Below are 25,457 nucleotides of genomic sequence, written 5' to 3' on the forward strand. Positions count from 1 at the left end.
TCCGGTTTAATTATCTCTTAACTGTGAAAGACTAAGCATTTGAGGTGAAAATTCAAGGTAAAATGTTTCAGTTCGAATTTATTTTTTGAAACTTTATGTTTTGACACTCTCGCAATTGATTACTCCATAGAAGTTGTTATTTACCAAGTAAATTCCAGAGGAATAAAAATCAAACAATAGTCTTATAGAAATCTTAAGGGATTGAATAGATCAACGAATTTGTTTTCTTGACCATTAATGAGATCAGTAATTACCATGGCAGCAGTGGTGCCGTTTGCCATTCCCCAAAATCCGAATCCAGCTGCTACATAAATGCCTTTTTGAGATGTCATGCCTATAAGAGGTAGACCATCGTCAGTAGTGCAGTCTTTACTGGACCAGCGGTATTCAATAGACTTAACATTAAGGTGTTGGCGTGCATAGTTTTCAAGCCGGCCATAGTAAATATTTTTGTCAGCTACATCTGCAGGACTATGTTCTCCAGCAACAATGATCAGTTTACCTTTATCTGTAGGGGTAGTCCTATATGTGTGAACAGGATTGAAATCTATAAACATCCCTTCAGGGAAATTTCCTTTAGCATATAATGCTAACACATAGGATCTTGCTGAATGCAAATGCCTGTAGAGTTGGTCGGGATCATATACTGGTGTATGTGTTGCAATTATTACTTGATCGGCCATTATTGAGCCCTGATCTGTTACTACTTCTTTGATTTCACCATCTTTGACAGTGATGGCAGAAGTATTCTCAAAGATATAACTTCCTTTTCCAATTATATGTTTTGAAAGAGCCAGAAGATACTTACGCGGATGAAATTGGGCCTGATTCTCATATTTGATAGCGGGACCAGTTTCAAAAGGTAAAGGCACTTCTTCGGTGTAAGAAACTGGAAGTCCTAACTGTTTTGCAGCTTCAAATTCACCTTTAATCTCATCAATTCTTTCACCGGACTCTGTGTAGATGTAAAGAGGAAGGCGTTGAAATTCACAGTCAATGTTCCACTTTCTTACAATCTCAGCTATCTTTTCAACTGCCTTAATATTAGCATTAGCAAAATCCTGAGCTTTTGACTTACCTAATTTTGATACAAGATTCTTGTAAATTATATTAGGTGCCACACTTACCTTAGCCGTGGTTCTAACTGTTACTCCTTTTATGATCCGATCTGCTTCTATTACTGCTACTTTGTACCCGGCTTCCATCAACAATGCTGCAGAAGTTATACCTGCAATACCGCCTCCCAGAATCGCCACGTCAACTTTCAACCTTTTGTCAAGTTTTGGAAAATTTGTACCAGGAGACGTTTCTAGCCAGAAAGAAATTTCTTTTACAGTGATCTTTTTCCCATATTCCATCCTCTGACCTCGCTGAGTTATTTATCTCTTATTGGATGATAAATTAGATTGGAAAAGCACACTTAAATTACTCTTCAGCTTATATATTAAATAATTACAAAAATAAATCAAAAAGATTTGAAAGAAAAATTTTCTATAATTTAAGCTGTAGAAATATAAAGTTTCAATCAAAATCGCACCAGTGCTCCGGTTATAATGCAGTTATTAATAATCGATTATCCACCATCCTAAAGCTTTTTTGATTTTAGAGTATTTCAACAGCGCAATTACTTTTTTGAAAATTTATTTTGGTACCAGATATTATCAGACATTATTGTTGACACTGTAAGATAGCATTTATATACAGATATTTAGGTACCTAATTATATTAGATACCTAAATAGTGTGTAGGTAGTCAAATGCAGAATCAGAATGTGATACAGCTGTATAATACGTTGAACCGTCTAAGCAGGCAAATGCACCGTTTTTCTCATAAGGCGGAACACAAACGAGGTCTATTCTTCGGGCAGTCAAAATTGCTGCAGCTAATCTCAAAAAATGAAGGAATTATCCAGCGAGACCTTGCGGAACAAATGGATATGCGCCCTTCATCTATGACAGAGGCGCTAGGAAGGCTTGAGCAACTTAACTTAATTTTGCGTAAACGAGATGAAAAAGATCAAAGGACAATGCGCATCTACCTGACAAACAAAGGCAGGGAAATTGTTGAAGACGCTGTTAGGTCCGAAGAAGTATTCATAAAAAAATTTACAGATATAGTGTTCAAAGAAATCTCGGAAAATGAACTAGAAAAGATGCTTGTAATTACTTCAAAGCTGTGTAAAAGTCTTGATACGCTGAACTCGAAAGAATCGAAAGATAGAGACGAAGAATGCTGTCAATAAATGCTGTCAATAATCACTGCCATTGTAGAAAAATAAGGACACAACGTTATCATTTTGAATAATTACAAAATTTTGAATAATTACAAAACAGCGAAAGGATATATTTATGTTTCAACTTATTAAAAAAAATCTTAAGGGCATAGCTCTGATTTATTCTTTACTTGCTCCTCTTTTGATGTTGATAGAAGTTTTCATGGACCTTCAACAACCCAGGCTTATGGCAAATATTGTGGACATAGGTGTTCAAAACAGAGACCTGGGATATATATTATCGACAGGCTTAAAAATGGTGCTTTGTGCGCTTACCGGATTAATTGGCGGCGCAGGCTGCGGTGTGATCGCCTCGTTTGCATCTATGATGTTAGCCGGGAGTTTGAGAGAAGAGCTATTTCATAAAATACAGTCACTTTCGTATATGAAAATTGACCATTTCAAAACATCGTCACTTATTACAAGGCTGACCAACGATGTAACGCAAATTCAGAACATGTTTCTCATGTTGCTGCGTGGGATGGTGCGTTCACCATTGTTGTGCATTGGCGGCATATTTATGTCCTTTTTGCTGAGTCCCAGTCTTTCAATTGTTTTCTGCATCATTCTGCCTATTCTCATCACCTGTGTTGCATTTGTGATGATGAGATCGGTGCCTCTGTACACACAGATGCAGCTCTGGCTTGACAAGGTTAATACCGTCATGCGTGAAAATCTGCTGGGTGTACGTGTTATAAAAGCCTTTAATTTAGAAGACAAACAGAATGCGCTTTTCAGCAAAGTGAATACAGAATTTACAGAAAAAAGCATACAGGCACAGAATCTGACCTTTACGCTGATGCCGATAGCTACTCTGGTTATGAATCTAAGCATGGTTGCCATCCTGTGGTTCGGAGGCAATATGGTCGTTTCCGGAAATATTGAAACAGGCAAGATAATGGCATTTGTCAATTACCTTGTGCAGATAACAAACTCTCTTATAATGCTTGTCAACATGATTGTAAACATTTCACGCGCACAGGCATCTGCAGGACGTATAAAAGAGGTTTTGGACTGCGAAGCGAGTATTAAGCAGTGCAATTCCCCCGTATTGCCAGAGAATTATGACATTGAGTTCAAAAATGTTAGTTTTAGATACGGTGAAAGCGGAGAATATGTTCTGAAAGATTTGTCATTCCTGTTAAAGGAAGGGCAGACAGTAGGTATTATCGGAGCTACCGGCTCAGGAAAGAGTTCAGTTGTAAGTCTGATTCCGCGGCTGTATGAGGCAACCTGTGGACAGGTCCTGATCGGAGGTTGTGATGTTAAGGACATACCAGTACAGTACCTGCGTAGCAATATTGGAATCGTGCTGCAGGAAAACGTCCTTTTTCAGGGGACAGTTAAAGAAAATATGAATTTTGGCAATGAAGAAGCAGACGAAGAGGAAATATGGAATAGTCTTCAAGCTGCTCAGGCAGAAGATTTTATTCAGGCCCTCCCTTACAAATTACAAAGTCAAATTGAACAAAGAGGCAAAAACTTTTCAGGTGGACAGAAACAGCGCCTTTCCATAGCAAGAACTCTTCTGAAAAATCCAAAGATTTTGATTTTTGATGATTCCGCTAGCGCAGTTGACCTTTCGACCGAAGCTCGCCTGCAGTTTGAAATTGCAAAAAAGATGAAGGAAAACACAGTAATCGTCATTGCGCAGCGTATATCCGGCGTTATGGACGCAGACACAATATTGATGCTCGACCATGGCAGCGTTATTGCGAAAGGTACCCATAAAGAATTACTGCAAAGCAACGAAGTATATCGCAATATAGCCGTTTCACAGCTTGGCAAGGAGGTGCTCCTGAATGCCACAGAATGAGGTGATGCCTCATAATATGCCTCATAATATTACAGGCCGCCCTGCAGGGGGACCGAGCGCTTTTCTTCACAAGGAAAAAACGGAAATCAAGGACGTAAAGGGAACACTCAAACGCATTATTATGTACCTTGGCAAATGGCAACGCACATTGCTCATCGTTTTTTTCTGTGCCCTTGTTACAACAGTGATCACTATTATCGGCATTCAACTAAATGGGTACGCAGTCGACGAGTTCATATCTAAAAAAGATATTGTCGGACTTGCTCGCATATGTATTGTCATGGTCCTCATTTACCTTGTTTCGGTTTTTTCTACTTACATGGAGAATTCCCTAATGATCCGTGTTGCTCAGAAAACTTCGGCCAATATCCGGAGCGATCTTTTCAGCAGCCTGCAAAAGCTGCCCCTCAAGTATTTTGATACCCATTCAAGCGGGGACCTCATGAGCCGCCTGACAAACGACGTTGATAATATCAACCTTACACTTTCACAGAGTGTCGTGCAGCTTTTTTCCGGCATTGTCAACGTTGTTGGTATGCTAATAGCAATGCTGTTGCTCAGCCCTCTACTTACTCTAATCGGGCTGCTGACAATGCCTCTGATGTTCTTTACATCAAAAGTCCTCGCTGTAAAGTCCCAGAAGTTTTTTAAGGAGCAGCAATATGAGCTTGGACGGCTTAACGGATATATCGAGGAAATGGTCTCCGGCCAAAAAGTTATTAAGGTCTTTTCCCGAGAAAAGGAAGTAGAGGATCACTTTAAGGGGATCAACGAAAAGCTTGTCTCCAGTTCTATGAAAGCACAAGCGATAAGCAGTGTTATGGGACCGGTGAATAACACTATAAATAATCTGACATATTTGATTATCACGGTCTGCGGTGGCATTTTAATTATAAAGGGGTTTGCTGGAATCACTGTAGGCGTAATATTTTCTTTCCTGCTCTATATGCGCAATTTTACCCAGCCGATCAATAATATTCTTAACCTTTTCAGCACTATCCAGTCAGCCCTTGCAGGCGCAGAGCGAGTGTTTGAGGTAATGGACGAAGAAAAAGAAAAGGACGCGAATAATGCCAGAGACATTCAGAAAATTGAAGGCAACGTGAAAATTGAATCCGTTAATTTTTCATACATACCAGGTAAGCCTGTACTTAAAGAAGCAACAATTACTGCGAAAAAAGGCCAGACGATTGCCATCGTGGGCCCTACGGGTGCAGGGAAAACAACTATTATTAATCTTCTCACCAAGTTTTATGGAATTGATGACGGAACAATCTATATTGATGGACAGAATATAAATGCCATTACTCGAAAGAGTTTGCGGCAGTCCATTTCAATGGTACTCCAGGATACTTTTCTCTTCTCGGACACAATACGCGGGAATATCCGCTACGGCAAGCTGACAGCAACGGACGAAGAAGTTGAACAGGCAGCAAAGCTGGCACATGCCCATGAATTTATTATGCAACTGCCACAAGGTTATGATACAATTCTTTCTGACAATGGCGGCAACCTTTCACAGGGACAGCGGCAATTGCTCAGTATTGCGAGAGCGATGATCGCACAATCTTCTGTGTTGATACTTGATGAAGCGACTTCTTCAATTGATACACGGACAGAGCTGATTATTCAGAATGCTCTGCTCAAACTGATGCACGGAAAAACAAGTTTTGTCATCGCACACCGACTTTCTACCATCAAAAACGCAGATAAAATTATCGTCTTAGACGGTGGACGAGTAGTAGAAACAGGTACGCATAGCGAACTGCTTCTTTCGGGCGGTTTTTATGCCAACCTTTACAACAGCCAGTTCAAAAAAGGTATGGCAATATAAGTTAGTCGGATGGCTCAACAATGACAATCTTTTGCTCTGCTGTCGAGTTTCCTTGCAGGTTTTACCCGTGTTGCCATGAAGCCGGTTACAGCATTCGGGGTTGGTGTAGTTGGTCAGAGCAAAATATTTATTTCAGCTTTTGCAAACCCGGAAACGCTATTCCAGCCACACACAAACACTAAAAAAGAACTTGATGATATCACAGACTTCCTTCGGACGCAGCTCAGTTTTCATCCTTGCCATGGTACTCAATGGTCTTGGTTTCATAGATCAACGTTTGTGTCTTTATCCTGATTTTTTAAGGAATATTTCTACAGAAAGACTCTTTAGAGAAAGTGTAACAAAAAAAGACCTGAATCAAAACTTACGAATACTAAAGATACACCAGAAATTTTGTGAGGGCATTATCTCTCTTTAATTTGTCCAATAATATTGGATACTTCTTGCATGATCAATATAACCGCAGGAAAGATCACGAGTGCTAAAAACCCCTTTTTAGTACTTGCAATATGAACGAGTAACCCAACGTATGGGATTTTAAAAAACAGAGTTCCTACCAGATCTTCAGGAGCTACCGTATAACCATCAGGTTTGGTGTATGCATCTCCCTGAGTTATGTATCCTTCATCTACAACTTTGACTACTCTGTGAGTAACTATGTATCTCTGATTTTTACCGAATATATGGTAATAGGATACAATATCCCCAACATTTGGCTGGGTTTCCAAAGTATTTACTACAATTATATTGCTTTCTGTTATAGTTGGTTCCATACTGTTTCCTGTTACAGTCATGAATTTGACTGGCCCGGTAGGAATCATAGTAGCAATAATGGGCATGACTATAATGAAGATTAAAATAAAAGCAAGAATATTTATGACTTTCATAATCTTACGCCTGAAAGTATCAAAAACTTTTTACAAATTATTTTTTACAAGGTCATATTGTATGAAATACCTGTTATATTTATATAAATTATAAAAAAATCAATAACTAAAAAAACAAATCCATGTTTTTAAAAAATGGTTAATCCTTTTTATTTTTGTTAATAAAAAGGATTGAATATTTCCTTAAGCTTTGTACCATGTTTAAATTTCATTATAATCTGAATTAATCAGCTCCATTACCAGTTATCTCTTCGAATCCTTCAGTAGGTGAATTCTGACTACCTCTACATCTCATATTGAAAGTACAAGAAGACCCTTGATAGTGATTATCAGCATCATCAGCAAATTTGCCTTCAATTATGAGGCCCCAATCCTTATGATCTCCCGCTTTGAGGATAGGAGGGAAAATACCAAAGATAATAGGACTGAGACAATAAGCAACAAATTTCGCACTGCAGAACTCTGTAAGAGTCAGGGTACCATCACGATTGCCTACTACACTACCAATGAAGTCAGCTCTATTTCCCCAAACTAAATTTGAGCCATCCCGTGTGATATGTCCAGTGACCTTTGTTATTATAATTTTATCCGAGAGTTTTATGCCTCCTGTGCCACCAGAGTTGGTTAAATCTTCAGGGTACATATATAGATGGTTAATATTTACTGATCCAACATTTGTAAAACGGAGTTCGTTACCAAATGTATCTCCTGGCTTGAAATTTGCTGGAGATGTCCAGGTAGCAGTCACACCGTCCGTGTAAGTTGAGCCATCATTAGATAACTTCATGTCCAGAGTTCCAGATGAAAATGTATTCCCAGTACTTGTTTCAGTATCCTGGAACGCTGCCCATGTTCCCGCGCCTGCCAGAGTTACAGCTATGCCAAGTGCGAGTATACTCACAAGCACTCTTTTATTAGCCATTTCTACCTCCCATTTTGGTTCGTTGTTGTAGTTTGGTTATTATTAGGCTGCCTGTAATCTCAAACTGTGCCAGAAGATGTTATTCTTCCAGGACAGATCTAAAACTCGTTGAGTCTGCAGGAACCTGGTGTTGCATCAGGAGATAAAATGTCGTATCTATCAAATACAGCATTCAGGATCGTCAAATCTTTGAGAAGTGACACGACACGAGGTAGCTACGTTATGTCACTAAAACGAGAAATGGCAACCTACAAAAATATATATCAGCTTCGGATTATCATATAAAAGTGAAAGGGAAGAAACCACAATTTTCCCTTTTTACTCCCTTTCATCATAACTAATTTAACTCCTAATTTAACTCAATTAAACTCAATTATTTTTAGTCCATTACTGACTTGGATCCCGGTTTATTTCTGCTTCATTTCAAATCTCATTGTTAATGTGGTTGCGTCTCCCTGATATTCATTTGGAGCATTTATATCGAAACTAACCTCCATATTAAAGTCATTATTTGAAGACCCAGCCACAGGCCTACCTGTAACATCGAGGGAAGTGGGTGCTGGCGCAGGGAGATTATCAAGCGTAAAGCCGTTAAGATCCGCCAGGTCAATGAATCCATTGCCATTACTGTCACTGACATAACTTAACAGATTCATAGGTGTCCCGGATGAGTATGGAGTGTACTTCATCGAATCCACTTTCAGATAACTATCCATCCCCAGCTCAGTGCACTCGGTTGCAAATGTGATCTTCACCTCCAACTTATCTGCTTCCATGGTCCCTATATTGTATATATTTAGCTGACCAGGTATAGAGGACATTCCAGGAACCATGTTTATGAGCGTCCACTCTTCGTTGATGTCAGGACCGTTATCTTCCATGTACAGATCCATTGTTCCCGCAGTAAATACCTCTCCTGAAGCTGTCTCAACATCAGTGTAAGAAGCCCATGTACCTGCAGAAGCTAGAAGAAGTACAAAAGAGATTAACAGAACTGAAGGTATCAATTTCATTTCTGATGTCTCCTAAAAAATAGTGGGGTTTGTTCCCACTATTTTAATTTAAGCCTGATCCAGAGTAAACTCAGTATCAAAAGTAGTTTTGTCTGTCTGAATGCTATTGTCAGCATCGTCAACTTCATAAGTTAATACTATATCTTGATTACTTCCAGCCCCAAGAGCTCCAATTGACATAGCTGTATCAGGAATTACTTCAATACCATTTGCATAGATCGTCAAGTGACTGCTAAGTTCACCAACAGCGTCAGTGTCGCCCATCTTAGACTCAGGGTCATTGACACCATTTTCATCATCTTCAATGTTAATTATTTTAAGAGACAGCGTTCCATCAATTGTACCAGCATTCTCCACATTTATTGTTCCTATGGTACCTGTGTCTAGAGGATATACATTATCTACAGTCAATGGTAGAGATGTTCCTACGCCTCCCACTACCAGATCTAATGTTCCAGCAGTAAAAGTGTTATCATTACTTGTTTCAGTATCACTGAATGCTGCCCATGTCCCAGCACCTGCAACGGTGGCAACTACACCGAGAATGAGTATGCTTAAAAGTGTTTTCTTGTTAAACATGATATACCTCTTTTTGTTTAATTCATTCCAATTTTGAGTTGTAATTTTCTACTCATCTTTGCTGTTGGATCGCTGGATACGATGAAGGGTTCAACATAGGTACTCCAGTTTTATTTCTAAGTTCAGCAAATCTGAGTTGAAATGCTCATTTGAAGTGCTCATCTGAGTTACTCATTTGAAATGCTCATCTGAGTTACTCATTTGAAATGCTCATCTGAGTTACTCATTTGAAGTGCTCATCTGAATTACTCATCTGAGTGATTCATCCTATGAAATCTTCTAAGATAGTTATTGGCGAATTAACGGAATTGTAGGGGCGGTAACAAAAGATTAACGTCATCAGATGGCTCTGCGTGTTTGAGAGTAAGTAACACACAATTAAAGAGGCGTAGGAAAAAGTAATGAGCTATTTTTGAGCTTTTTAAACAATACTGTTTTTGTTTTTAATAAGAGATCAGTTATTTTTATCTAATATGCCCAAAGAAGATCATGGTACGGAGGGAAAGACACAAGCTAACTGCCGCAGGAATGGGCGTGGAAAATTTTGAAAAAACAAAAATTTAAGAGATTGCTGTCAGCTTAATGGAAAATTACCGACACTGTGAGACGGTGAAGAACTTTCAGGAAAAAAGAGAAAAAGAACTGGGAATTTTGAGCATAAAGGAACATGCTCAGAGTTTTCGGACGTGGCGCATGTGAGCTGTCGAAGATATTATGAAAAGACTGCTCATAAAAAGCATCCACTGATTGCTTGTAACCAACTCAAAAAGTCCCAAATAAATTGTGACACTTCCGACTACAGCAAGGGTGCTCAGGCCAACATAGAAATGGCTCCATGGGATATCCCCTTTCTTGACGGTTTCCATATAGATATCAAAATTACTGGCTGCAGGGAGTAGTTCTACAAAGTCATTTTCCCGGTCGTGGTTGACAACCCCCAGGCTCTCCATCTTGGGTATGTGGGTCTGGAGAAGGGAGACATATATGCTTTTTCTGATAGTGCTTTTTGGATCGTCTTCGCCAGACTCTAGGCGAGCTATTTCCTCAGAAAGAGAACGTATGCTCTGATTTCCTTGCGTGCGGAGAATTTCCAGAACATATCTTCGTCTGTCATTCTGGAGGACTCCAAAAATATCACTTTTTGATAACTGTGCTTGATGGCTCTGGATATCGGCTTTGATTTCCAGAGGATTGTTTACTGTCTCGCTCACTGTATCCCTCTAAAGCATAGATTAAACTATAGTATCGTTCTCTGAAATCAGGATTAACACTTTGAGCCTATCCCAGAACCGATCCCAGAACCGATCCCAAAACCCGAAATTGCGTTTCAGAATTGGATTCGGGATCAGCTTTTTATCTAGGAAAATAGTTTTGAAACTTTTACTGTTGAGAAAAATTGGTTTGGGATGAACTCTCTCATTGAGCCTGCTCAGATCACTGGAAATGTGATATAACCTATGGGATTAATATTGGAAATTTCCAGTTTATACTCCTTGAATTCAGTAGATCTGAGCTACTTTTATTGAGTGTTTTAAGATAGTTATTGGCAAATTAACGGGATTTTTGGGGTGGTAATAAAAGATTAACGTCATCATGCGGCTCTGCGTGTTTGAGGGCAAGTAACATACCATTAATAAGGCATGGGAAAAAGTAATGAGCCATTTTTGAGCTTTTTTTTGGAAACACTTTACTAATTTTCAGAGTAACATCAGATTCTTATATTATTTTTAACTGTGACATTTTTTAATACATTTTTTAATTTTAAACGATGTAGACCACCAGAATATAGAGCTTTAACATTAAAGAGAAAGTTAGCCAATGAATAAAAAAATTTAAAATGAGTATATATAGTTCTTGTTTTATTTACATGGATAAGTGTTATTGTTGAATATTATTCCTTGAATATTTTTTATCTCATCTGCATAACAGGAACCAAAACATTTTCAGCATGGAAAAAATAAGAGGTAGAATAGTGAAAGTATATAAGTGTCGAGAAAAATGTCGATTGTTGTTGATAGAGTGCCAGTGTATAATACAAAGTAAAAACATAATAAAAAGGAGTTGAAACACTGGAAACCATTTTTCTTAAACTTAAAAACATCTTAATAGACAGGTGGAAACTTCTTACCTTTGCATTTCTATTAATGATTGTTTTTTCTGGACTCTGGATGTATGAAGAATACACAGGAGTATCATATGAAGAAAAAAAAGTTATTTCCTATACGCAGCGTGGAAATTATACATATTCAGCTCCTGTAACTAAGCCAAATCCCCTCTACCCGGAAGGAACCAGGCTTGAGATGGGAAAACCGGCGTATTTTTTTACAGTATCTCCAACCATGGACGTTTCATTCATATACAGACTTGACGCCACAAGTTCTACTGACCTCAATGTGGAGGCTAAAACGATGATTGTGGCAAGTGACAAAGAGGGATATGGAGAAGAGCAGAATGGGGAAGGGCAAAAAATATTCTGGCAGAAGAGTTATCAGGTTGGCGATTCAAAAAGTGCTCATTTGAAAAATGCGGATGTCTTTACTTCTAATTTTACCTTAGATATACCTAAGATCCAGGAACAAACTAAAAAAATAGAGGATCAGTTGAATTATACTTCGAATCCGACGATAGAAATTGTTACTGTAATCAACTATGAAGGAAAAATAAATGGAAAAGATGTCACAGGTACACAAAATTTTGCCATCCCTGCCAACATTAGTTCTACTTATTATCAGATGCCTGAAGAACTTGGGTTTGTCAAAGACACGTATAAAAATATCAGAGTTCAAAAAGACCCTTCACCATCAACAATCAAATTTCCTATATTCTTATTCCTGTTAAATACAGTTCTAATAGGAGCGCTTATTCCCATCAGGAAAATGAAAAAAATTGATCCGGAATACATCAAAAAACTGGAAAACGAAAGTAAAAATTCATCTTTTAAAGAATTTATCAGTAAAGGCAAAATTCCCGAAAACAGGAGTTCTCTTCTACAGGTTGAAATTTCTTCACTCGAGGATCTTGTAAACGCTGCTTCTGATATGAATGAAAGGGTAATTCACGATGCCGGATCTGGAGAATATTTCATAATTCACAATGAAGCATTGTATATTTTTTGGGATAAAACTTCAAAAGAAAATATAAGATAGATAGTTCGAGATTGATATTAGGATTTTTTGAAGAGTAGTGTTATGAAACTTTTCTTTATTAGTATTATTATTTTGGGCATTGTTAACTAATTATAGCTATCTCTTTATTTCTATGTTTCATCAATAGAAGAACAGAGTACTTTAGCATATCAATACTCTTCGTATAACATTTTGTCTTTCGTCTCAACCTTGCCAGAAAGTGCCTCAATATGCCGTTATACCCTTCAACTGTATACGTTTCGGCTTTGGATTGAGTATGAATATTTTCTGGAAGAAACTCTGCATATGCTCTCCAGTGATCTGTCATCACTTCTCCAATCTCTTTCTGCTTTAATTTTTCCCATATTAGTTGTCCAGTTTTCGTTCCTCTGTTGCCAAAAGCGCAGTTGATGAATTTTTTCCCAACTCTATCAACAGCAATCCAGATCCAGCAATATTTTTTTTGTTACCGATGTAAGTGTGCATCTCATCCATTTCAACAATAGATATCTCATTTTCGCTTTTTAGGTCCTCCAACTCCTGACCAAATTTCTTTATCCATTTTTGGACAGAAACATGACTTACTCCTAAAAATCTTCCTATTGAGCGAAATCCTAACCCTTCAAGATAGAGTTGCAAAGCCTGTCTCTTAATAGAGGGGGAGCTAGCAGTTGATTTTACCTCTACGGTATAGTTATATCCACAATCATGGCATTTGTAGCGTTGACGTCCACAAACTATGCCATTCTTTTTGTGAGTGGAACTATTACACCTTGGGCAGTTCATATAGAAATATAGGTTCTCATAATATATAACTATAGTTAACTACCAAAGCTTTATTTTGGAGTTACGCACTTGAGAAATAAACATAATATTATTAAGGGATCTCATGTAAATTTAGATCAGATGAAACGTCCTTTTCCACTGTTCAAACCGACGGCGGAACTTAATCTGATTCTTTCTGCCAACAGTCGATTTTCTGTACCATAAGGGCAGCAAAAACAGCACAGAAAAGCAAGTGTAAAGCCCAATCTCTGCAAGAGCAGGGAAATAGGGATTTATTTCCGAAAGGGAAATTATCCAGAAGATAGGCAAAATGTAAGGAACAGAGATGACCGTTGCGGGAGTTTCTTCCGGAACTGTTACTTGAGTCTCATTAGCCGGGGTAATCACTCCATACCAGAAATTAATTGCAATTCTTTGTTCATAATCATCAGGGGTTAAAACATATACCTGAGACAGAGATTCCTGATTCTTTATTATTGTATTCTTCTCCAGAACTACATGCCCGTTTTCCCCAAGATTATGCGCCACGACACCTGTAAAAATAAGCCCGCTTATAAGAATAAACGCTGCCAGCCTTTTTCTTTTAACTACATAAGAAGTTCTCCTAGCAATTTTTTTTTGTTCCTTTTCCACTTTTCGAGCTTTGGCTGGATTGCTGTACAGAAGCATAGTCCTTATTTCATCGAGAATTATCAGACCTGCAGGCAGTATGACTGTGAAGAGTAAAATATTTTTATTTTTCTTTACTGCATCGGGCAAGTACCCTGCAAAAGGAATAACGAATATCAACTTTCCCTTAATATTCGGTGCAGGTACCTTAAAGTCGTCCTGTGCGTTATTTGCATCTCCTTTAGTCTGGAATCTACGCTCTTTTCCTTCTTCTAAGGAAATAATCCGATGCGTTACTAGAGTATTTTCCTTTGTTACTACAGCACTGTCCTTTGTTGCTACAGTATTTTCCCTTCCAGGAGGATGAAAAGCTATTACATCACCGACCTTAAGCTCACTTGGATCAACTGATTTCTCAATGATCATATCTCCAGGTAGCATCATCGGAGTCATACTCCCGCTCAACACTATAAGAGGCATCATTGAGCCTGTATAGAATGGAATTAAGGTCTTGACCAGAAAAATAGCAATAAGCAGAATAATTGTTGCCTGGAGAATATCTTTTTCCTTCATATTTTTCATTTCCACTCTAGAATTTCGGTCCTCTTAAGTCTCTACAGAACGTTCATTTATTCATTCACGGAAATATGGCCTGTTTTTGTACTCTGGCTATTCACATTAGCTGCAGTAAAGGTGACAATGTACTTTCCTGTTGCTGTGTAAGTATGCACAGGGTTCTGCTCAGTTGAAATAGCTCCGTCTCCAAAGTCCCAGTTCCATTCTTCTGCATTTTCCGAGAGATCGGTAAACTGTACTGTTAGGGGAGCAGTTCCAGAGGTAACATTACTGCTGAAGTTTGCTATCGGAAGAACGGGCTGAAGGGCAAATATTGTGGAAAATGTCGAATTTGTACCATTCACGTTGCTTACTTCAAGCGTCGCTGTGTACTTTCCTGTTGCTGTGTAAGTATGCACAGGGTTCTGCTCAGTTGAAATAGCTCCGTCTCCAAAGTCCCAGTTCCATTCTTCTGCATTTTCCGAGAGATCGGTAAACTGTACTGTTAGGGGAGCAGTTCCAGAGGTAACATTACTGCTGAAGTTTGCTATCGGAAGAACGGGCTGAAGGGCAAATATTGTGGAAAATGTCGAATTTGTACCATTCACGTTGCTTACTTCAAGCGTCGCTGTGTACTCTCCTGTTGCTGTGTAAGTATGCACAGGATTCTGCTCAGTTGAAATAGTTCCGTCTCCAAAGTCCCAATTCCATTCTTCTGCATTTTCCGAGAGATCGGTAAACTGTACTGTTAGGGGAACATAACCTTCGGTGACGCTATTACTAAAAAAAGCTTTAGGAAGGATTCCTTCACCATTGTCAGAATCCCCGAATCCGCCATCACCGCCAGAGCCGGAACCCACACCTGAAACTATGCTGCCTGTGCTGCCACTGGCTTCTTCTAGGGAAACGGTCCTATCTAAGTCAAATGTATTGGTCAGGTTGGCGGAACCAGTAAGATTAGTATGATTAGTATTATTGGTAAGATTAGTATGATTATTGGTAAGATTAGTATGATTATTGGTAAGATTAGTATGATTATTGGTAAGATTAGTATGATTATTGGTAAGATTAGTATGATTATTGGTAAGATTAGAATTACTAGCAAGGTTAATGCGATAAGTAGGGTTAAAGGTCTCGTTTGCTTTTATAGAGGAATTATTCATCGGATTACCCGGTGCTTCTGCCAAACTTGCGCTATTCACAGGAGAATTGAGATTTTCCAAAGAATTTATGGTTACTCTTATTGGGTCGTCAGTAGTATTCTGGAGTTCACTACCGTTTATGGCCAGATCGAGATCAGGTACCCCAATCACACCAGGTAAATTATCCCAGAAGCCTGTATTGATCCTAGTATTTGCGTACTTAGTATCACTGAGAGAAGCAGATGTACCTGTAAAAGCTGGAAATTTATTGCATGTGAAGATAAGAGAGATAAACACCATTCCTAAAAGTAATGTTTTGAAAGATGTTCTCATTTTTGATTACCACCTATATTATTTATTTAATACCCCATAACACAAATATGCCTGTAATATTCGTAAGAATCAGCGTCCTGAAATTTTGATTCCACATCACCGCATTGAAATTAAAAATTTTTCAAATATAGCCCTTTAAAGTTGTATGTCTACAGCCTGACTATTAATTTTGAAGTCAAAGACGTTTAAAACCAAATATTTAAAGCCCAAATTTAACTGTGAAGTCTAATGCCATTATTTTTCTTCAAATGCGTAAATATTGAGATCTGAAATTAACTGCCAATGAATATATAGAGAAATTTTGAACATAAAGGAACATGCTCAGAGTTTTCGGACGTGGCGCATGTGAGCTATCGAAGATATTATGAAAAGACTGCTCATAAAAAGCATCCACTGATTGCTTGTAACCAACTCAAAAAGTCCCAAATAAATTGTGACACTTCCGACTACAGCAAGAATGCTCAGGCCAACATAGAAATGGCTCCATGGAATATCCCCTTTCTTGACGGTTTCCATATAGATATCAAAATTACTGGCTGCAGGGAGTAGTTCTACAAAGTCATTTTCCCGGTCGTGGTTGACAACCCCCAGGCTCTCCATCTTGGGTATGTGGGTCTGGAGAAGGGAGACATATATGCTTTTTCTGATAGTGCTTTTTGGATCGTCTTCGCCAGACTCTAGGCGAGCTATTTCCTCAGAAAGAAAACGTATGCTCTGATTTCCCTGTTTGTGAAGAATTTCCAGGACACATCTTCGTCTGTCGTTCTGGAGGATTCCAAAGATATCACTTTTTGATAACTGTGCTTGATGGCTCTGGTTATCTGCTTCGATTTTCAGAGAATTATGTTCTGTTTTGACTTTATTAAGAACTTGCCTGATTAGATGGACATAACACATATTGTATTCCTCTGAAGCATAAGTTAAATCATGGCATCGCTCTCCAGAATCATGATCAACACCTTATTCTGAATTAACTGGATATAATAATTGCATAATAACAATCATTTTTTGACAGTTGTATGTTAATCACCATTAATTCAAAAAAGCTAGAATTCAAGAGTTTTGATCAAAAAGAAACAATAATAAATTCCGTCAACGTTTAAAGTCCAAAGCTTCTAATTTTTGATTTCAACCTTATGAACTCTAGTAAATAATTAATGATGATTTCGTATACAAATTATAATATTCTCTTCAAATTTAAGGGAGAATTTTCTCGTTCTAGATGTATTCAATGATTTTGTTATACACTTTCAAACTTTAACGAATTGCTTGAGAATGCTTTTAAAACTTGGTTAAATTCTTAAATTTCCAATAAATATGCGAAATTTACTTTTTCCCACATGATTTGAAGAAGATTCAAATTACGAGAATTTATTCTATAATGAAATTTAACTTCACAACTATTTAACGTTATAAATATTCAAATTATAACTATTCGACGTCATAATTATACAACTTTAGAACTACTGCACATTGCAACTACCTAACATTGTGATTATTTAACTAGATACTATAAAAAAATATCGAAATAAACATATACGAGTTATTGGCAAAGATAAAGACCAATCATTGTTGTTAACGTTTAAAGATTAAAGTTTGCATAGCATTTTTAAAGCTAGAGATAAAATATTCCAATCGGCTAAATATACAATAGATTTGTCGTAAAGTTGTAAAGTTTAATATTTGAGAAGTGGTGTAGTTGAGAAGTGGTGTAGTTGAGAAGTGGTGTAGTTGAGAAGTGGGATAGCTATGAAGTCAAATATGCCTTTTAAGTATATTTTTAAACTTGGTTATACATTGGTCATCGGTTAGGGAATTTTCTTGCCTGAAAATATCGATTCTGTATTAGAATCCAACCTTAAATTTTGGCCTCTTTATATGAAATCGATACTTTGTTCCAGCTCATAATTTATTAAAATATTTGGAAAATATTGAGGAAATTGAGGCAATTTATCACGATTTCTCACTTAATCGAAGACGCATGCTTGGTCATATTTGTTGTATCCTGAAATGAGTTCGCAGACTCAAAGCCATTTGGAAGTCAAATACATAATACAACAGCAAGCAACGCAAAATGTTAAACGTTTAGTAAATTCCAACTCTATTTTTATATTGTGGAATGGTTACGTAAAATGAAACAAATTCGAAGATAGAGTATAATAGTAGGCTACATATATGAGATATGTAGCTGCAATAAAAAAATTAAAAAAACGAAATGATTTTGGAATAAAAACCGTGCTTTCCGTGTTTTTCATAGTTGTAATATCCAAATTGAATCACTCCTCGCTCGGATGCGTTTTTAGTATTACAGAATTCCATGTGACTTGAAAATAATATTTGAGTTCATCCCAAAACTTGAAATTTGCTTCTTAGACTGTGTATTTTGAATAATCAATCAATCTTATGATCATAAAAATAATTCTGAGAATTCCCAATGATTAAGAGTAAAGTGGCTTTTGGGATAGACTCTTTACGTAATAAGCTGTAATTATTTTCTTATTATGTATTTATTTGAGAATCAATACATTAGATTTTGGAACGCAGTCTAATCGGTCTTAAAATGAAATCTGATTTTAAAATTGGAAAGGGGTTGAGAAGCGATTTCTTTGTGAAAATTTAACTGGAGTTTAAGATTTTACTGTATACACATCGAACAACAAATATAATATGAAATGTAACGAAAATTAGTCTGTTGGATAACAATTCGAAACATTTTAATATAAAACCATAGGATATAAACATAAAACAGCGAATAAAAATTATAATAAAATAAAAATTATAATAAGATAAAAAGAGACGTTAGAATAAAAAGTGGAATATTGGATAGCAAATCAAACTGTTTTATTATTGTATATAAAAAGCATAAGGAAATACATTTTGAATGAAATTAGATGGTTAATAATAAGATTTAAAGAATTAAACACAAGTAAAGGCAGTAGTGTATTGATTTTTCTGTAAAATTACAAATCTTAAGAGATCTCTGGGAAGAAAATACAGCTTCAGAAAAATTTACAATTACAGTCAGGAAAAATTTGGTATTGAATCCACAGCAAATTCGCAGTATTTTCTAAATAAATATACGTAACTAGTTCCATCAAAATCATTTGTTAAAAATTGAAAGAAAATATTTGGCGAACAAATCAAATTGCGTGCGGACACTCCACCCTAAACAGGCGGTCTGACAATCATTGTTAGTAATAAAAAGTAATATAAAAAGCAAATAAAGCCTTTAAATTAAAAAAAGAATTCTTTTATTACTGAAAATAATTGTCAGATAGCTTATGGAGGACAGGGTGTTCGTGACCCTCTGCGCTCCCGATGTGAGAAAAAATGTAATTAATTTATAATTTACACAAAGCGAAGTTAAATTATGAACAAGAGAACAGTGTTAATAATATTATATATGCTTTTTATAGTACTCATAATGCTATCATTATTTAAGTTTATGTAAAAACTCAAAACTTTTCATAACTATTTAGCTTATTAAACTAATATTAATAGCCACTTCTACTAAAAAAGGAGAAGAGAAGAGCTCCATAGCAAGTTATCTGAACTGGACTTTCAGAGTTTCTTACATTGTATAAGAAGCTTTGCACATCGGCATTACTGCTAATGCACATTCTGATAGGGTTATCCCAAATGGAAAGGATAGTAGTAAAGTAATTCTGGCATAACTTCTTGTCGCATGACATAAAAGTGCTTTCAAATATTCTTTTCCGAAACATGATAATAGAGCTCTTTTTTCAGAATTGGTCCCTGTCTAGTGTATACTTACCAAAGCAAGAAGCCATGTCAGAGGTGTCAGGTTCAGAGCCTGGTCTCGTAGGAATCGCACATTTCTTCGCACTAATTTTTCATTTATTTTATTGTGATTTTAGACCAGTTTGAGCCAGATTCCCTCTTTCTGTTACTGTAAATCTCATAATGAATTCTGTGCCATTGTTCCTTTTCAAGTCAAAATCCCCATCTAATTGGTCTACAAGAGAAGTTATAAGCTGAAATCCCAGACTATCAAGCTCTTCAATTTCAAGATTTTCAGGAATACCTATACCGTCATCTGAAACGGTTAGAATGAAATTAGTGCTCTTCTGGCCTTTGTTTATGTCTTTTATATACTCTTCGTTTTCCTCTCTATTAAGTTTAATTTGGATTTCTCCATCATCTCTATCAGGAAATGCATGCTTGAGGGAATTAGAAACAAGTTCATTGACAATTATTCCTAATGGGACTGCAGTATCCATATCAAACAACACGTTTTCTTCCAGATTCATGCTTAAGGTGATATTGGTGTTACCAAGCCTGTATGTTAATAAGAGATTCTCAGCAAGTTCCTGAATGTAAGGGGAAAAGTTTAGCGTCTCGAATCCTTCGCCTCTATACAGTTCCTCATGTATCAAAGCCATAGATATTATTCTATCCTGACTTTCTCTGAAGGCTTCCAGAACTTCTGAATCCTTAATATTCTCTTTATTTTTAAACTGTTCAGCCTGAAGATCCAGCAGAGAGGAAATTACCTGAAGGTTATTCTTTATTCTATGATGGATTTCCTTTTTCCGAGCAGTCTCAATATTTGCAAGAGCTTCTTCAGCTTCTTTTCTTTTGGTGATGTCAATATCCATCTCAAGGATCAGGGGAGAACCGTCAACGTCTGTAAATGGAAGGTCATAAGCATCAAAAATACCACCATCTGGTAAGGTAACCTGCCAATGATAGGGTTGGCCGGTTTCAAGTACCTTATATGCTTTACAGAACTCACAGGGTTCGGTACACCCAAAACAATACTCAAAACAGTGTTGATCGCCTAACTCGCCAAACTGCTCACGGAAACAGCGGTTTGCGAAGGCGATGTAATGGTCAGGTGTTAATAGAGCAACCATTACCGGCAACGCCTCCAGTACATCAAAAAACCGCTTCCGTTCAGTATCGACAGCTTCGGTAACCTTACGGCGTGATTCGCTCTCGCACAGCACCTCCTCAGCCTGCTTTAGCTTGGTAATGTCAGTCAGTACACCGTCCCAGATCGTTCGGCCGTCGGGCAGCCTGCGAGGACGAGAGTGCAACCGTATCCATTTAACCTGTTCTTCGGGAAGCTGAAGAGGTAATTCCATATCAAAATCTGACAATTCACGGGCACTTCGTATCTCGGCTTCGACGAGCCGTTCTAAGTACGTCTGCGGAACTTGCCTGTACAGCATTTCTGGATCACGAAGAACATCGGATATGCTGATGCCGAACAACCGCTCGATACCTGCGCTGAAATATAAGAAATTGGTACTGTTATCGGGCTCAAGGACATACTGATATACCGCGCTGTTTGGCAGGTTGTTGCTCAGGAGACGCAGCCGCTTCTCACTCTCTTGCAATGCATCAACCACAGCATCACGCTCAGCCAGCGATTGAGACAGCCTGGTATTGCTGTAGCCTAGCTGCGAAACCATATTGGCAAATGTTGTAAGAAAAGACATGCATGTGTCCACAGCTGCAGGGTCCAACCTCGGAACTTTCTTAAGAGCTGCTATGTACTCCTGTTCATTGAAGCTATATTTCCTGGCCTGGACTCGGAAAAATTCATAGTCTATAGGCTCACCCTCAAATAAGAACTGACCTGAAAAGGCGTAGCCAACGTGCCGGTCTCCCACAATAATGGGAGTCACTATATTCCACATGTTGTTTTTGCATTTATTCAGCTTAAATTCTCTCGAGAGAACACCTGATGATAGCTTTATGTAGTTTTCCATGCAGTGTTTGCAGGCTTCGGGATGAACCCTGTGGAATTTCGTGCAGATGTCCTGCCATCCAACACTTGACAGAATATTGCCTTTGAGATCAAACAGGGCTATTGGAATGCTAACAAGCTTATAGAAATCCTCCATCAGGGACTGGACAGCCTGGACATCAATAATACTGGCAAGTTCCAGATTTTTCATCTCTAGATCTTCACTTTCCTGAGGTTTTCCCTCAAGCTTTTTACTCTCACTTATGTCAAATCCATAAATGTTTACGCATTCTTCTTCAGGCAAGGGATGAAAAACGATAAAGTATACTCTTTTCCCCACTTTAATTTTTATTTTTTCAATACCTTTCTGGGAAATTGCCTTTTGAACAAAAATATTAATATGTGGAGGCAATTTTTCTCTAACTCCCACGCCCCACTCATGCAATAAAGGCTTTCCTGCATCATTAGAGTAAAGAACTGTACCATCCTTTGCCACACTGATCACAGGATTCGGGTTTATTGCCTCAGATTGCACCATTTTAGCTGTCATTATTCCCCTGATCTCCCTCTTTTACGCAATAAAATGCCTAATTTTAATGATAATGGAATAAATCAGTATATTAATTTTCATATTAATACAATTTTACTTATTATGTAATGAAGCATCATTTGCACTCACTTTATTTGTTAACATAAAGGTGTCTATTACAGTGCCTGTTCACATCGCTTTATTATCTAATTTGACCTTATTTCTTTTACGTTGCTGAGATATATTATGGCTTTAATATAATATATTAAATTCATAAAATATGCCGTTGACATTATCAAAGAACTTATTATTGATAAAATAACAATTAAGTTTGGAAGTAAAAAGGCAGAGTGATCTATAACTAAATAAAAGCCTTTAGATAAAGAACTTTTGTCAGAATGGAGTACTGTCATATATACTTCGTGATTTATTAATTATCGGCGTAAGGTAGGGATTTCTTATTCCTGTCCTTGCAATACTCAGTTTTTCCAGTTTATGTAGTTTCAGCAGTATTCTTTTACTTCTGTTCTTTTACCTGAGATAAAACACTCTTTAATAAACTTTACTTGTTGATAGCAAACAGTACCAGTAGTTTGAATCGCGACTTTCGCACTAATGTCCTTGAAGCTACTGTTCTTTGATTTCAAATATTATTCCAGGTTTTCTCCTTCCTCATTAAACTTTCATATTTATAAAATATTTTAGCTTTTTACAGTAGAATACTTCTTTTAAATACAAGTAACTGAGAGCACTTTTTACTTTATAAACAGCATAGAAAAAGTTATATCAGTTAAAAAATAGTAATATGGTGGGGTTATGGAAAAATGCATACTTCTTTAAAATAGATAGTAAAGTTAGATAGAGCTTTCCGAAAAATCAACAACGGCGTATTGTAAAATTATAACAGGTCTCTAAAATTGAGTGTCCATCTTTTTTGATATGCCAACTGTGAAAGTTATTGATCACAACCGCTTCGGATAGTCTCTAAATTAAACAGGTTTGTGTGTGATTTTTGGTGAGGAGTTTAAGATTTTTTGTGACAGTGCTTGCCCTTTCTTTTTTTATATTATTTTAAGCAGCCCTGCAGCTTTGGCGACAAACATCGTAATTGACAAACAGACTGGACCAGCTGAATCAGATCTTTTTCATACAACTAATTATGCAAACGATGCAGCCTGCATTCAGGCGGCACTGGATAAATCAAAAAGTGGGGATACAATTACTATCCATGAAGGGAACTACTATATTACAAAAATAATATATCAAAATGGTAAAAATCTGAAAATAATAGGCGAAGGAAAAGTAATTTTTCACATGAAAAATCCGGAAAAAGAAACTTACGGGATTTTATTCCGTGGATCATTGATCGCAAACAAAAAATTGAACACTAATGCCAATAAGGGCTCATCTCAAGTGGTTTTAACTGATGCTTCAAGGGTTCGCAAGAACGACCTGATAAAAATATGGAAAAATGTCAAGTGGTGTCCTCATGATTATTCTGATCAAATGACAGGGGAAATTTACGCTGTTAAAAATGTGAATGGAAATGTTGTCACTTTAAATCAACCACTCCATAGAGATTACAAATTATCTGAGAATGTAAAGGTCGAAGTATACAGACCTATTCAAATGAATATAAAGAACATAAGGATACAGGGTAGAGGTGCAACGACATCTCATCGTGGACTGGCTATGCAATATTGCAAGGACAGTTCTATTACTAATTCTTGGTTCAAAGATATTGGATTCAGTGCTATTTGCCTGTATTCCTGTTTTAATGTGAATATTAATAATAATGAGATTTACAATTCACTTCTTCCAGGAAGTGGATATGGCGTAAATGTGGCTAGCGGTTCGGCTTTTGTCAATATTGACCATAATCACATAGAAAACTGCAGGCATGCTATAACAGGCAATACAGCTGAACGCAAATCTTTAAATCGTGATGTTTTTATCACTGATAACACTCTAATAGGGGGAAACATCGATGGTTCTAGTGTTGTTGATTCCCATCCTGTTACTATTAGCTATGTCGTAACTAAAAACAAAATATACCCGCAACCAGGCTTTTTCGCTTTTTCAGATGGCACACAATATTCGACATTTTCTAACAACAAAATTTTTGGCGGATATGGAGGTATATCCAGACGCGGCAGCATTAATGATGGAATACATAGTTACGAAAATAATAAATTTAATGGTATGTCAGGTATTATGTATCTGGGAGGAAAAAGTGGAATCAATAACAAGCTTATAATTAAAAATAATGTTCAAAACAATGGGATATATGGAATTTATTTTCCAGGTCAGGAGAGTTTCAGGAATATAATAATAAGTGGGAACAGTTTCAGCAATCTTTCGCATAAAGGAGTATATCAGAAGTTTAGAATTAACGGAGTAAACTTAAATATCTCTAATAATAGGTTTACAGACATAAAACTGAATGGAATACATATAGATGGAAATTCGTTCAAAAGTAACATTGTGAAGATACAAAACAACATCTTAATAAATGTGTATCCACCGAATCTCTCTTATGGAATCATAGTAAAAAATGTTCAAAATGCCATAATTACTGGAAATAAGATATCAAAAACCCAAAAACCCAGCGTTCCTGTTGCTACATTTTATGCATCTCCAAAATCAGGAACAGTACCTTTAAGCGTGAAATTTACTGACAAAAGTACAGGAAAACCAACTAAATGGAAATGGAGTTTCGGAGACGGAAAATCGTCAACAGCCAAAAATCCAACTCATAAGTATTCTAAAGCAGGAAAATATACTGTTAAACTTACAGTAACAAATGCTGCAGGCAGTAACACAGCAATGAAATCAAAGTATATCATAGTGACAGCAAAACCGGTTGCTGTATTTTATGCATCTCCAAAATCAGGAAAAGTACCTTTAAGTGTGAAATTTACTGATAAAAGTACAGGAAAACCAACTAAATGGAAATGGAGTTTTGGAGATGGGACATATTCAACAGCCCAGAATCCAACTCATAAGTATTCCAAAAAAGGGAAATATACTGTTAAACTTACAGTAGCCAGTTCTGCAGGTAGCAATACAGCGACAAAGACAACATATATTAAAATTTCATAAAGGGTTAACTCTAAAAAAGTATGCCTTTTAGGGTTTAATATTTTTGCTGAAAATATATAATTTATGAGCTGATCCTTAAAAGCTTATCCAAAACTTAAAACTTGTTGAATAAAAAACAAAAGACAGAATGCGAGACAAAGATCCTCTCATCTTTATACTTAAGCTTTTAAGTCTTCTATACTTAAGCTTTAAAGAGTAGAGTGGAGTCCCATTGTTTTCAGTCACTTCCTTGAAACC

16 protein-coding genes and 1 pseudogene are annotated in these 25,457 nt (G+C 37.0%); 6 read left to right on the forward strand and 11 right to left on the reverse strand.

Features of this window, described 5'->3' with window-relative positions; all coding sequences use genetic code 11:
* Positions 1 to 182: 182 nt before the first annotated feature.
* Positions 183 to 1,358: an NAD(P)/FAD-dependent oxidoreductase gene (locus tag MSBRM_RS12310; protein WP_048155851.1), complete on the reverse strand. Its 1,176-nt coding sequence runs from the start codon at positions 1,356 to 1,358 to the stop codon at positions 183 to 185.
* Positions 1,359 to 1,756: 398 nt separating this feature from the next.
* On the opposite strand from MSBRM_RS12310, the gene MSBRM_RS12315 reads away from it, so the two are divergent.
* From MSBRM_RS12315 to MSBRM_RS22135, 4 genes and pseudogenes are all read left to right on the forward strand, one after another.
* Positions 1,757 to 2,242: a MarR family winged helix-turn-helix transcriptional regulator gene (locus tag MSBRM_RS12315; RefSeq protein ID WP_080941420.1), complete on the forward strand. Its 486-nt coding sequence runs from the start codon at positions 1,757 to 1,759 to the stop codon at positions 2,240 to 2,242.
* A 106-nt stretch (positions 2,243 to 2,348) separates the two neighbouring features.
* Positions 2,349 to 4,088 (forward strand): ABC transporter ATP-binding protein, encoded by a 1,740-nt coding sequence (locus MSBRM_RS12320; protein WP_048155853.1) that lies wholly within the window; start codon positions 2,349 to 2,351, stop codon positions 4,086 to 4,088.
* Positions 4,075 to 5,922, forward strand: coding sequence for an ABC transporter ATP-binding protein (locus MSBRM_RS12325; RefSeq protein WP_141706360.1), 1,848 nt, complete (start codon positions 4,075 to 4,077; stop codon positions 5,920 to 5,922). Before MSBRM_RS12320 ends, MSBRM_RS12325 begins: the two co-directional genes overlap by 14 nt.
* 223 nt (positions 5,923 to 6,145) lie before the next feature.
* Positions 6,146 to 6,283, forward strand: a pseudogene (locus tag MSBRM_RS22135) (DUF4277 domain-containing protein); the annotation flags it as partial.
* 43 nt (positions 6,284 to 6,326) lie between these two features.
* On the opposite strand, the gene MSBRM_RS12335 reads toward MSBRM_RS22135, so the two are convergent.
* The 5 genes from MSBRM_RS12335 to MSBRM_RS12355 all read right to left on the reverse strand — a co-directional run bounded on the left by MSBRM_RS12335 (position 6,327) and on the right by MSBRM_RS12355 (position 10,534).
* Positions 6,327 to 6,809 carry a signal peptidase I gene (locus MSBRM_RS12335; RefSeq protein ID WP_048116377.1) on the reverse strand — a complete coding sequence of 161 codons (483 nt, stop codon included), beginning with the start codon at positions 6,807 to 6,809 and terminating at the stop codon, positions 6,327 to 6,329.
* Positions 6,810 to 7,032: 223 nt separating this feature from the next.
* On the reverse strand, positions 7,033 to 7,731 hold the full coding sequence (locus tag MSBRM_RS12340; protein ID WP_048155858.1) for a TasA family protein: 699 nt from the start codon (positions 7,729 to 7,731) through the stop codon (positions 7,033 to 7,035).
* 407 nt (positions 7,732 to 8,138) lie between these two features.
* The gene (locus MSBRM_RS12345; protein ID WP_048116373.1) at positions 8,139 to 8,744 is read right to left on the reverse strand and encodes a SipW-dependent-type signal peptide-containing protein; all 606 of its coding nucleotides are present in this window, start codon (positions 8,742 to 8,744) and stop codon (positions 8,139 to 8,141) included.
* Positions 8,745 to 8,792: 48 nt separating this feature from the next.
* Complete coding sequence (locus MSBRM_RS12350; protein WP_048116365.1) at positions 8,793 to 9,323, reverse strand: TasA family protein; 531 nt, start codon at positions 9,321 to 9,323, stop codon at positions 8,793 to 8,795.
* 671 nt (positions 9,324 to 9,994) lie between these two features.
* Complete coding sequence (locus MSBRM_RS12355) at positions 9,995 to 10,534, reverse strand: DUF7344 domain-containing protein (RefSeq protein WP_052712882.1); 540 nt, start codon at positions 10,532 to 10,534, stop codon at positions 9,995 to 9,997.
* Between the two features lie 933 nt (positions 10,535 to 11,467).
* Between MSBRM_RS12355 and MSBRM_RS12360 the strand changes: the two genes are divergently transcribed.
* Positions 11,468 to 12,469, forward strand: coding sequence for a DUF5305 family protein (locus MSBRM_RS12360; RefSeq protein ID WP_048155861.1), 1,002 nt, complete (start codon positions 11,468 to 11,470; stop codon positions 12,467 to 12,469).
* A gap of 82 nt (positions 12,470 to 12,551) precedes the next feature.
* Here the strand turns inward: MSBRM_RS12360 and MSBRM_RS19640 are convergent.
* From MSBRM_RS19640 to MSBRM_RS12390, 5 genes are all read right to left on the reverse strand, one after another.
* Positions 12,552 to 13,234 (reverse strand): IS1 family transposase gene (locus MSBRM_RS19640; RefSeq protein WP_394298319.1). Its coding sequence is split into 2 segments (ribosomal slippage): positions 12,552 to 12,911 and positions 12,914 to 13,234, totalling 681 coding nucleotides; the frame shifts between segments, so codons are not numbered across the junction.
* 111 nt (positions 13,235 to 13,345) lie between these two features.
* Positions 13,346 to 14,425, reverse strand: coding sequence for a signal peptidase I (locus MSBRM_RS12375; RefSeq protein ID WP_080943711.1), 1,080 nt, complete (start codon positions 14,423 to 14,425; stop codon positions 13,346 to 13,348).
* Between the two features lie 47 nt (positions 14,426 to 14,472).
* Complete coding sequence (locus tag MSBRM_RS18900; protein ID WP_052712883.1) at positions 14,473 to 15,873, reverse strand: PKD domain-containing protein; 1,401 nt, start codon at positions 15,871 to 15,873, stop codon at positions 14,473 to 14,475.
* A 321-nt stretch (positions 15,874 to 16,194) separates the two neighbouring features.
* Positions 16,195 to 16,770 (reverse strand): DUF7344 domain-containing protein, encoded by a 576-nt coding sequence (locus tag MSBRM_RS12385; RefSeq protein ID WP_048116355.1) that lies wholly within the window; start codon positions 16,768 to 16,770, stop codon positions 16,195 to 16,197.
* A 2,966-nt stretch (positions 16,771 to 19,736) separates the two neighbouring features.
* Complete coding sequence (locus MSBRM_RS12390; protein WP_048116353.1) at positions 19,737 to 22,139, reverse strand: PocR ligand-binding domain-containing protein; 2,403 nt, start codon at positions 22,137 to 22,139, stop codon at positions 19,737 to 19,739.
* 1,068 nt (positions 22,140 to 23,207) lie between these two features.
* On the opposite strand from MSBRM_RS12390, the gene MSBRM_RS12395 reads away from it, so the two are divergent.
* Complete coding sequence (locus tag MSBRM_RS12395; RefSeq protein WP_230629057.1) at positions 23,208 to 25,220, forward strand: PKD domain-containing protein; 2,013 nt, start codon at positions 23,208 to 23,210, stop codon at positions 25,218 to 25,220.
* Positions 25,221 to 25,457 lie beyond the last annotated feature (237 nt).

Source organism: Methanosarcina barkeri MS, from assembly GCF_000970025.1.
In the GTDB taxonomy this organism is placed as follows: Archaea; Halobacteriota; Methanosarcinia; order Methanosarcinales; family Methanosarcinaceae; genus Methanosarcina; species Methanosarcina barkeri.

What these genes read in the sequence shown, in the direction of transcription:
- MSBRM_RS12385 (WP_048116355.1), bottom strand. Translation starts at nt 16,770, where the DNA reads ATGTGTTATGTCCATCTAATCAGGCAAGTTCTTAATAAAGTCAAAACA.
- MSBRM_RS12345 (WP_048116373.1), bottom strand. Translation starts at nt 8,744, where the DNA reads ATGAAATTGATACCTTCAGTTCTGTTAATCTCTTTTGTACTTCTTCTA.
- MSBRM_RS12340 (WP_048155858.1), bottom strand. Translation starts at nt 7,731, where the DNA reads ATGGCTAATAAAAGAGTGCTTGTGAGTATACTCGCACTTGGCATAGCT.
- MSBRM_RS12350 (WP_048116365.1), bottom strand. Translation starts at nt 9,323, where the DNA reads ATGTTTAACAAGAAAACACTTTTAAGCATACTCATTCTCGGTGTAGTT.
- MSBRM_RS12325 (WP_141706360.1), top strand. Translation starts at nt 4,075, where the DNA reads ATGCCACAGAATGAGGTGATGCCTCATAATATGCCTCATAATATTACA.
- MSBRM_RS12320 (WP_048155853.1), top strand. Translation starts at nt 2,349, where the DNA reads ATGTTTCAACTTATTAAAAAAAATCTTAAGGGCATAGCTCTGATTTAT.
- MSBRM_RS12375 (WP_080943711.1), bottom strand. Translation starts at nt 14,425, where the DNA reads ATGAAAAATATGAAGGAAAAAGATATTCTCCAGGCAACAATTATTCTG.
- MSBRM_RS12315 (WP_080941420.1), top strand. Translation starts at nt 1,757, where the DNA reads ATGCAGAATCAGAATGTGATACAGCTGTATAATACGTTGAACCGTCTA.
- MSBRM_RS12390 (WP_048116353.1), bottom strand. Translation starts at nt 22,139, where the DNA reads ATGACAGCTAAAATGGTGCAATCTGAGGCAATAAACCCGAATCCTGTG.
- MSBRM_RS12335 (WP_048116377.1), bottom strand. Translation starts at nt 6,809, where the DNA reads ATGAAAGTCATAAATATTCTTGCTTTTATTTTAATCTTCATTATAGTC.
- MSBRM_RS12360 (WP_048155861.1), top strand. Translation starts at nt 11,468, where the DNA reads ATGATTGTTTTTTCTGGACTCTGGATGTATGAAGAATACACAGGAGTA.
- MSBRM_RS12310 (WP_048155851.1), bottom strand. Translation starts at nt 1,358, where the DNA reads ATGGAATATGGGAAAAAGATCACTGTAAAAGAAATTTCTTTCTGGCTA.
- MSBRM_RS18900 (WP_052712883.1), bottom strand. Translation starts at nt 15,873, where the DNA reads ATGAGAACATCTTTCAAAACATTACTTTTAGGAATGGTGTTTATCTCT.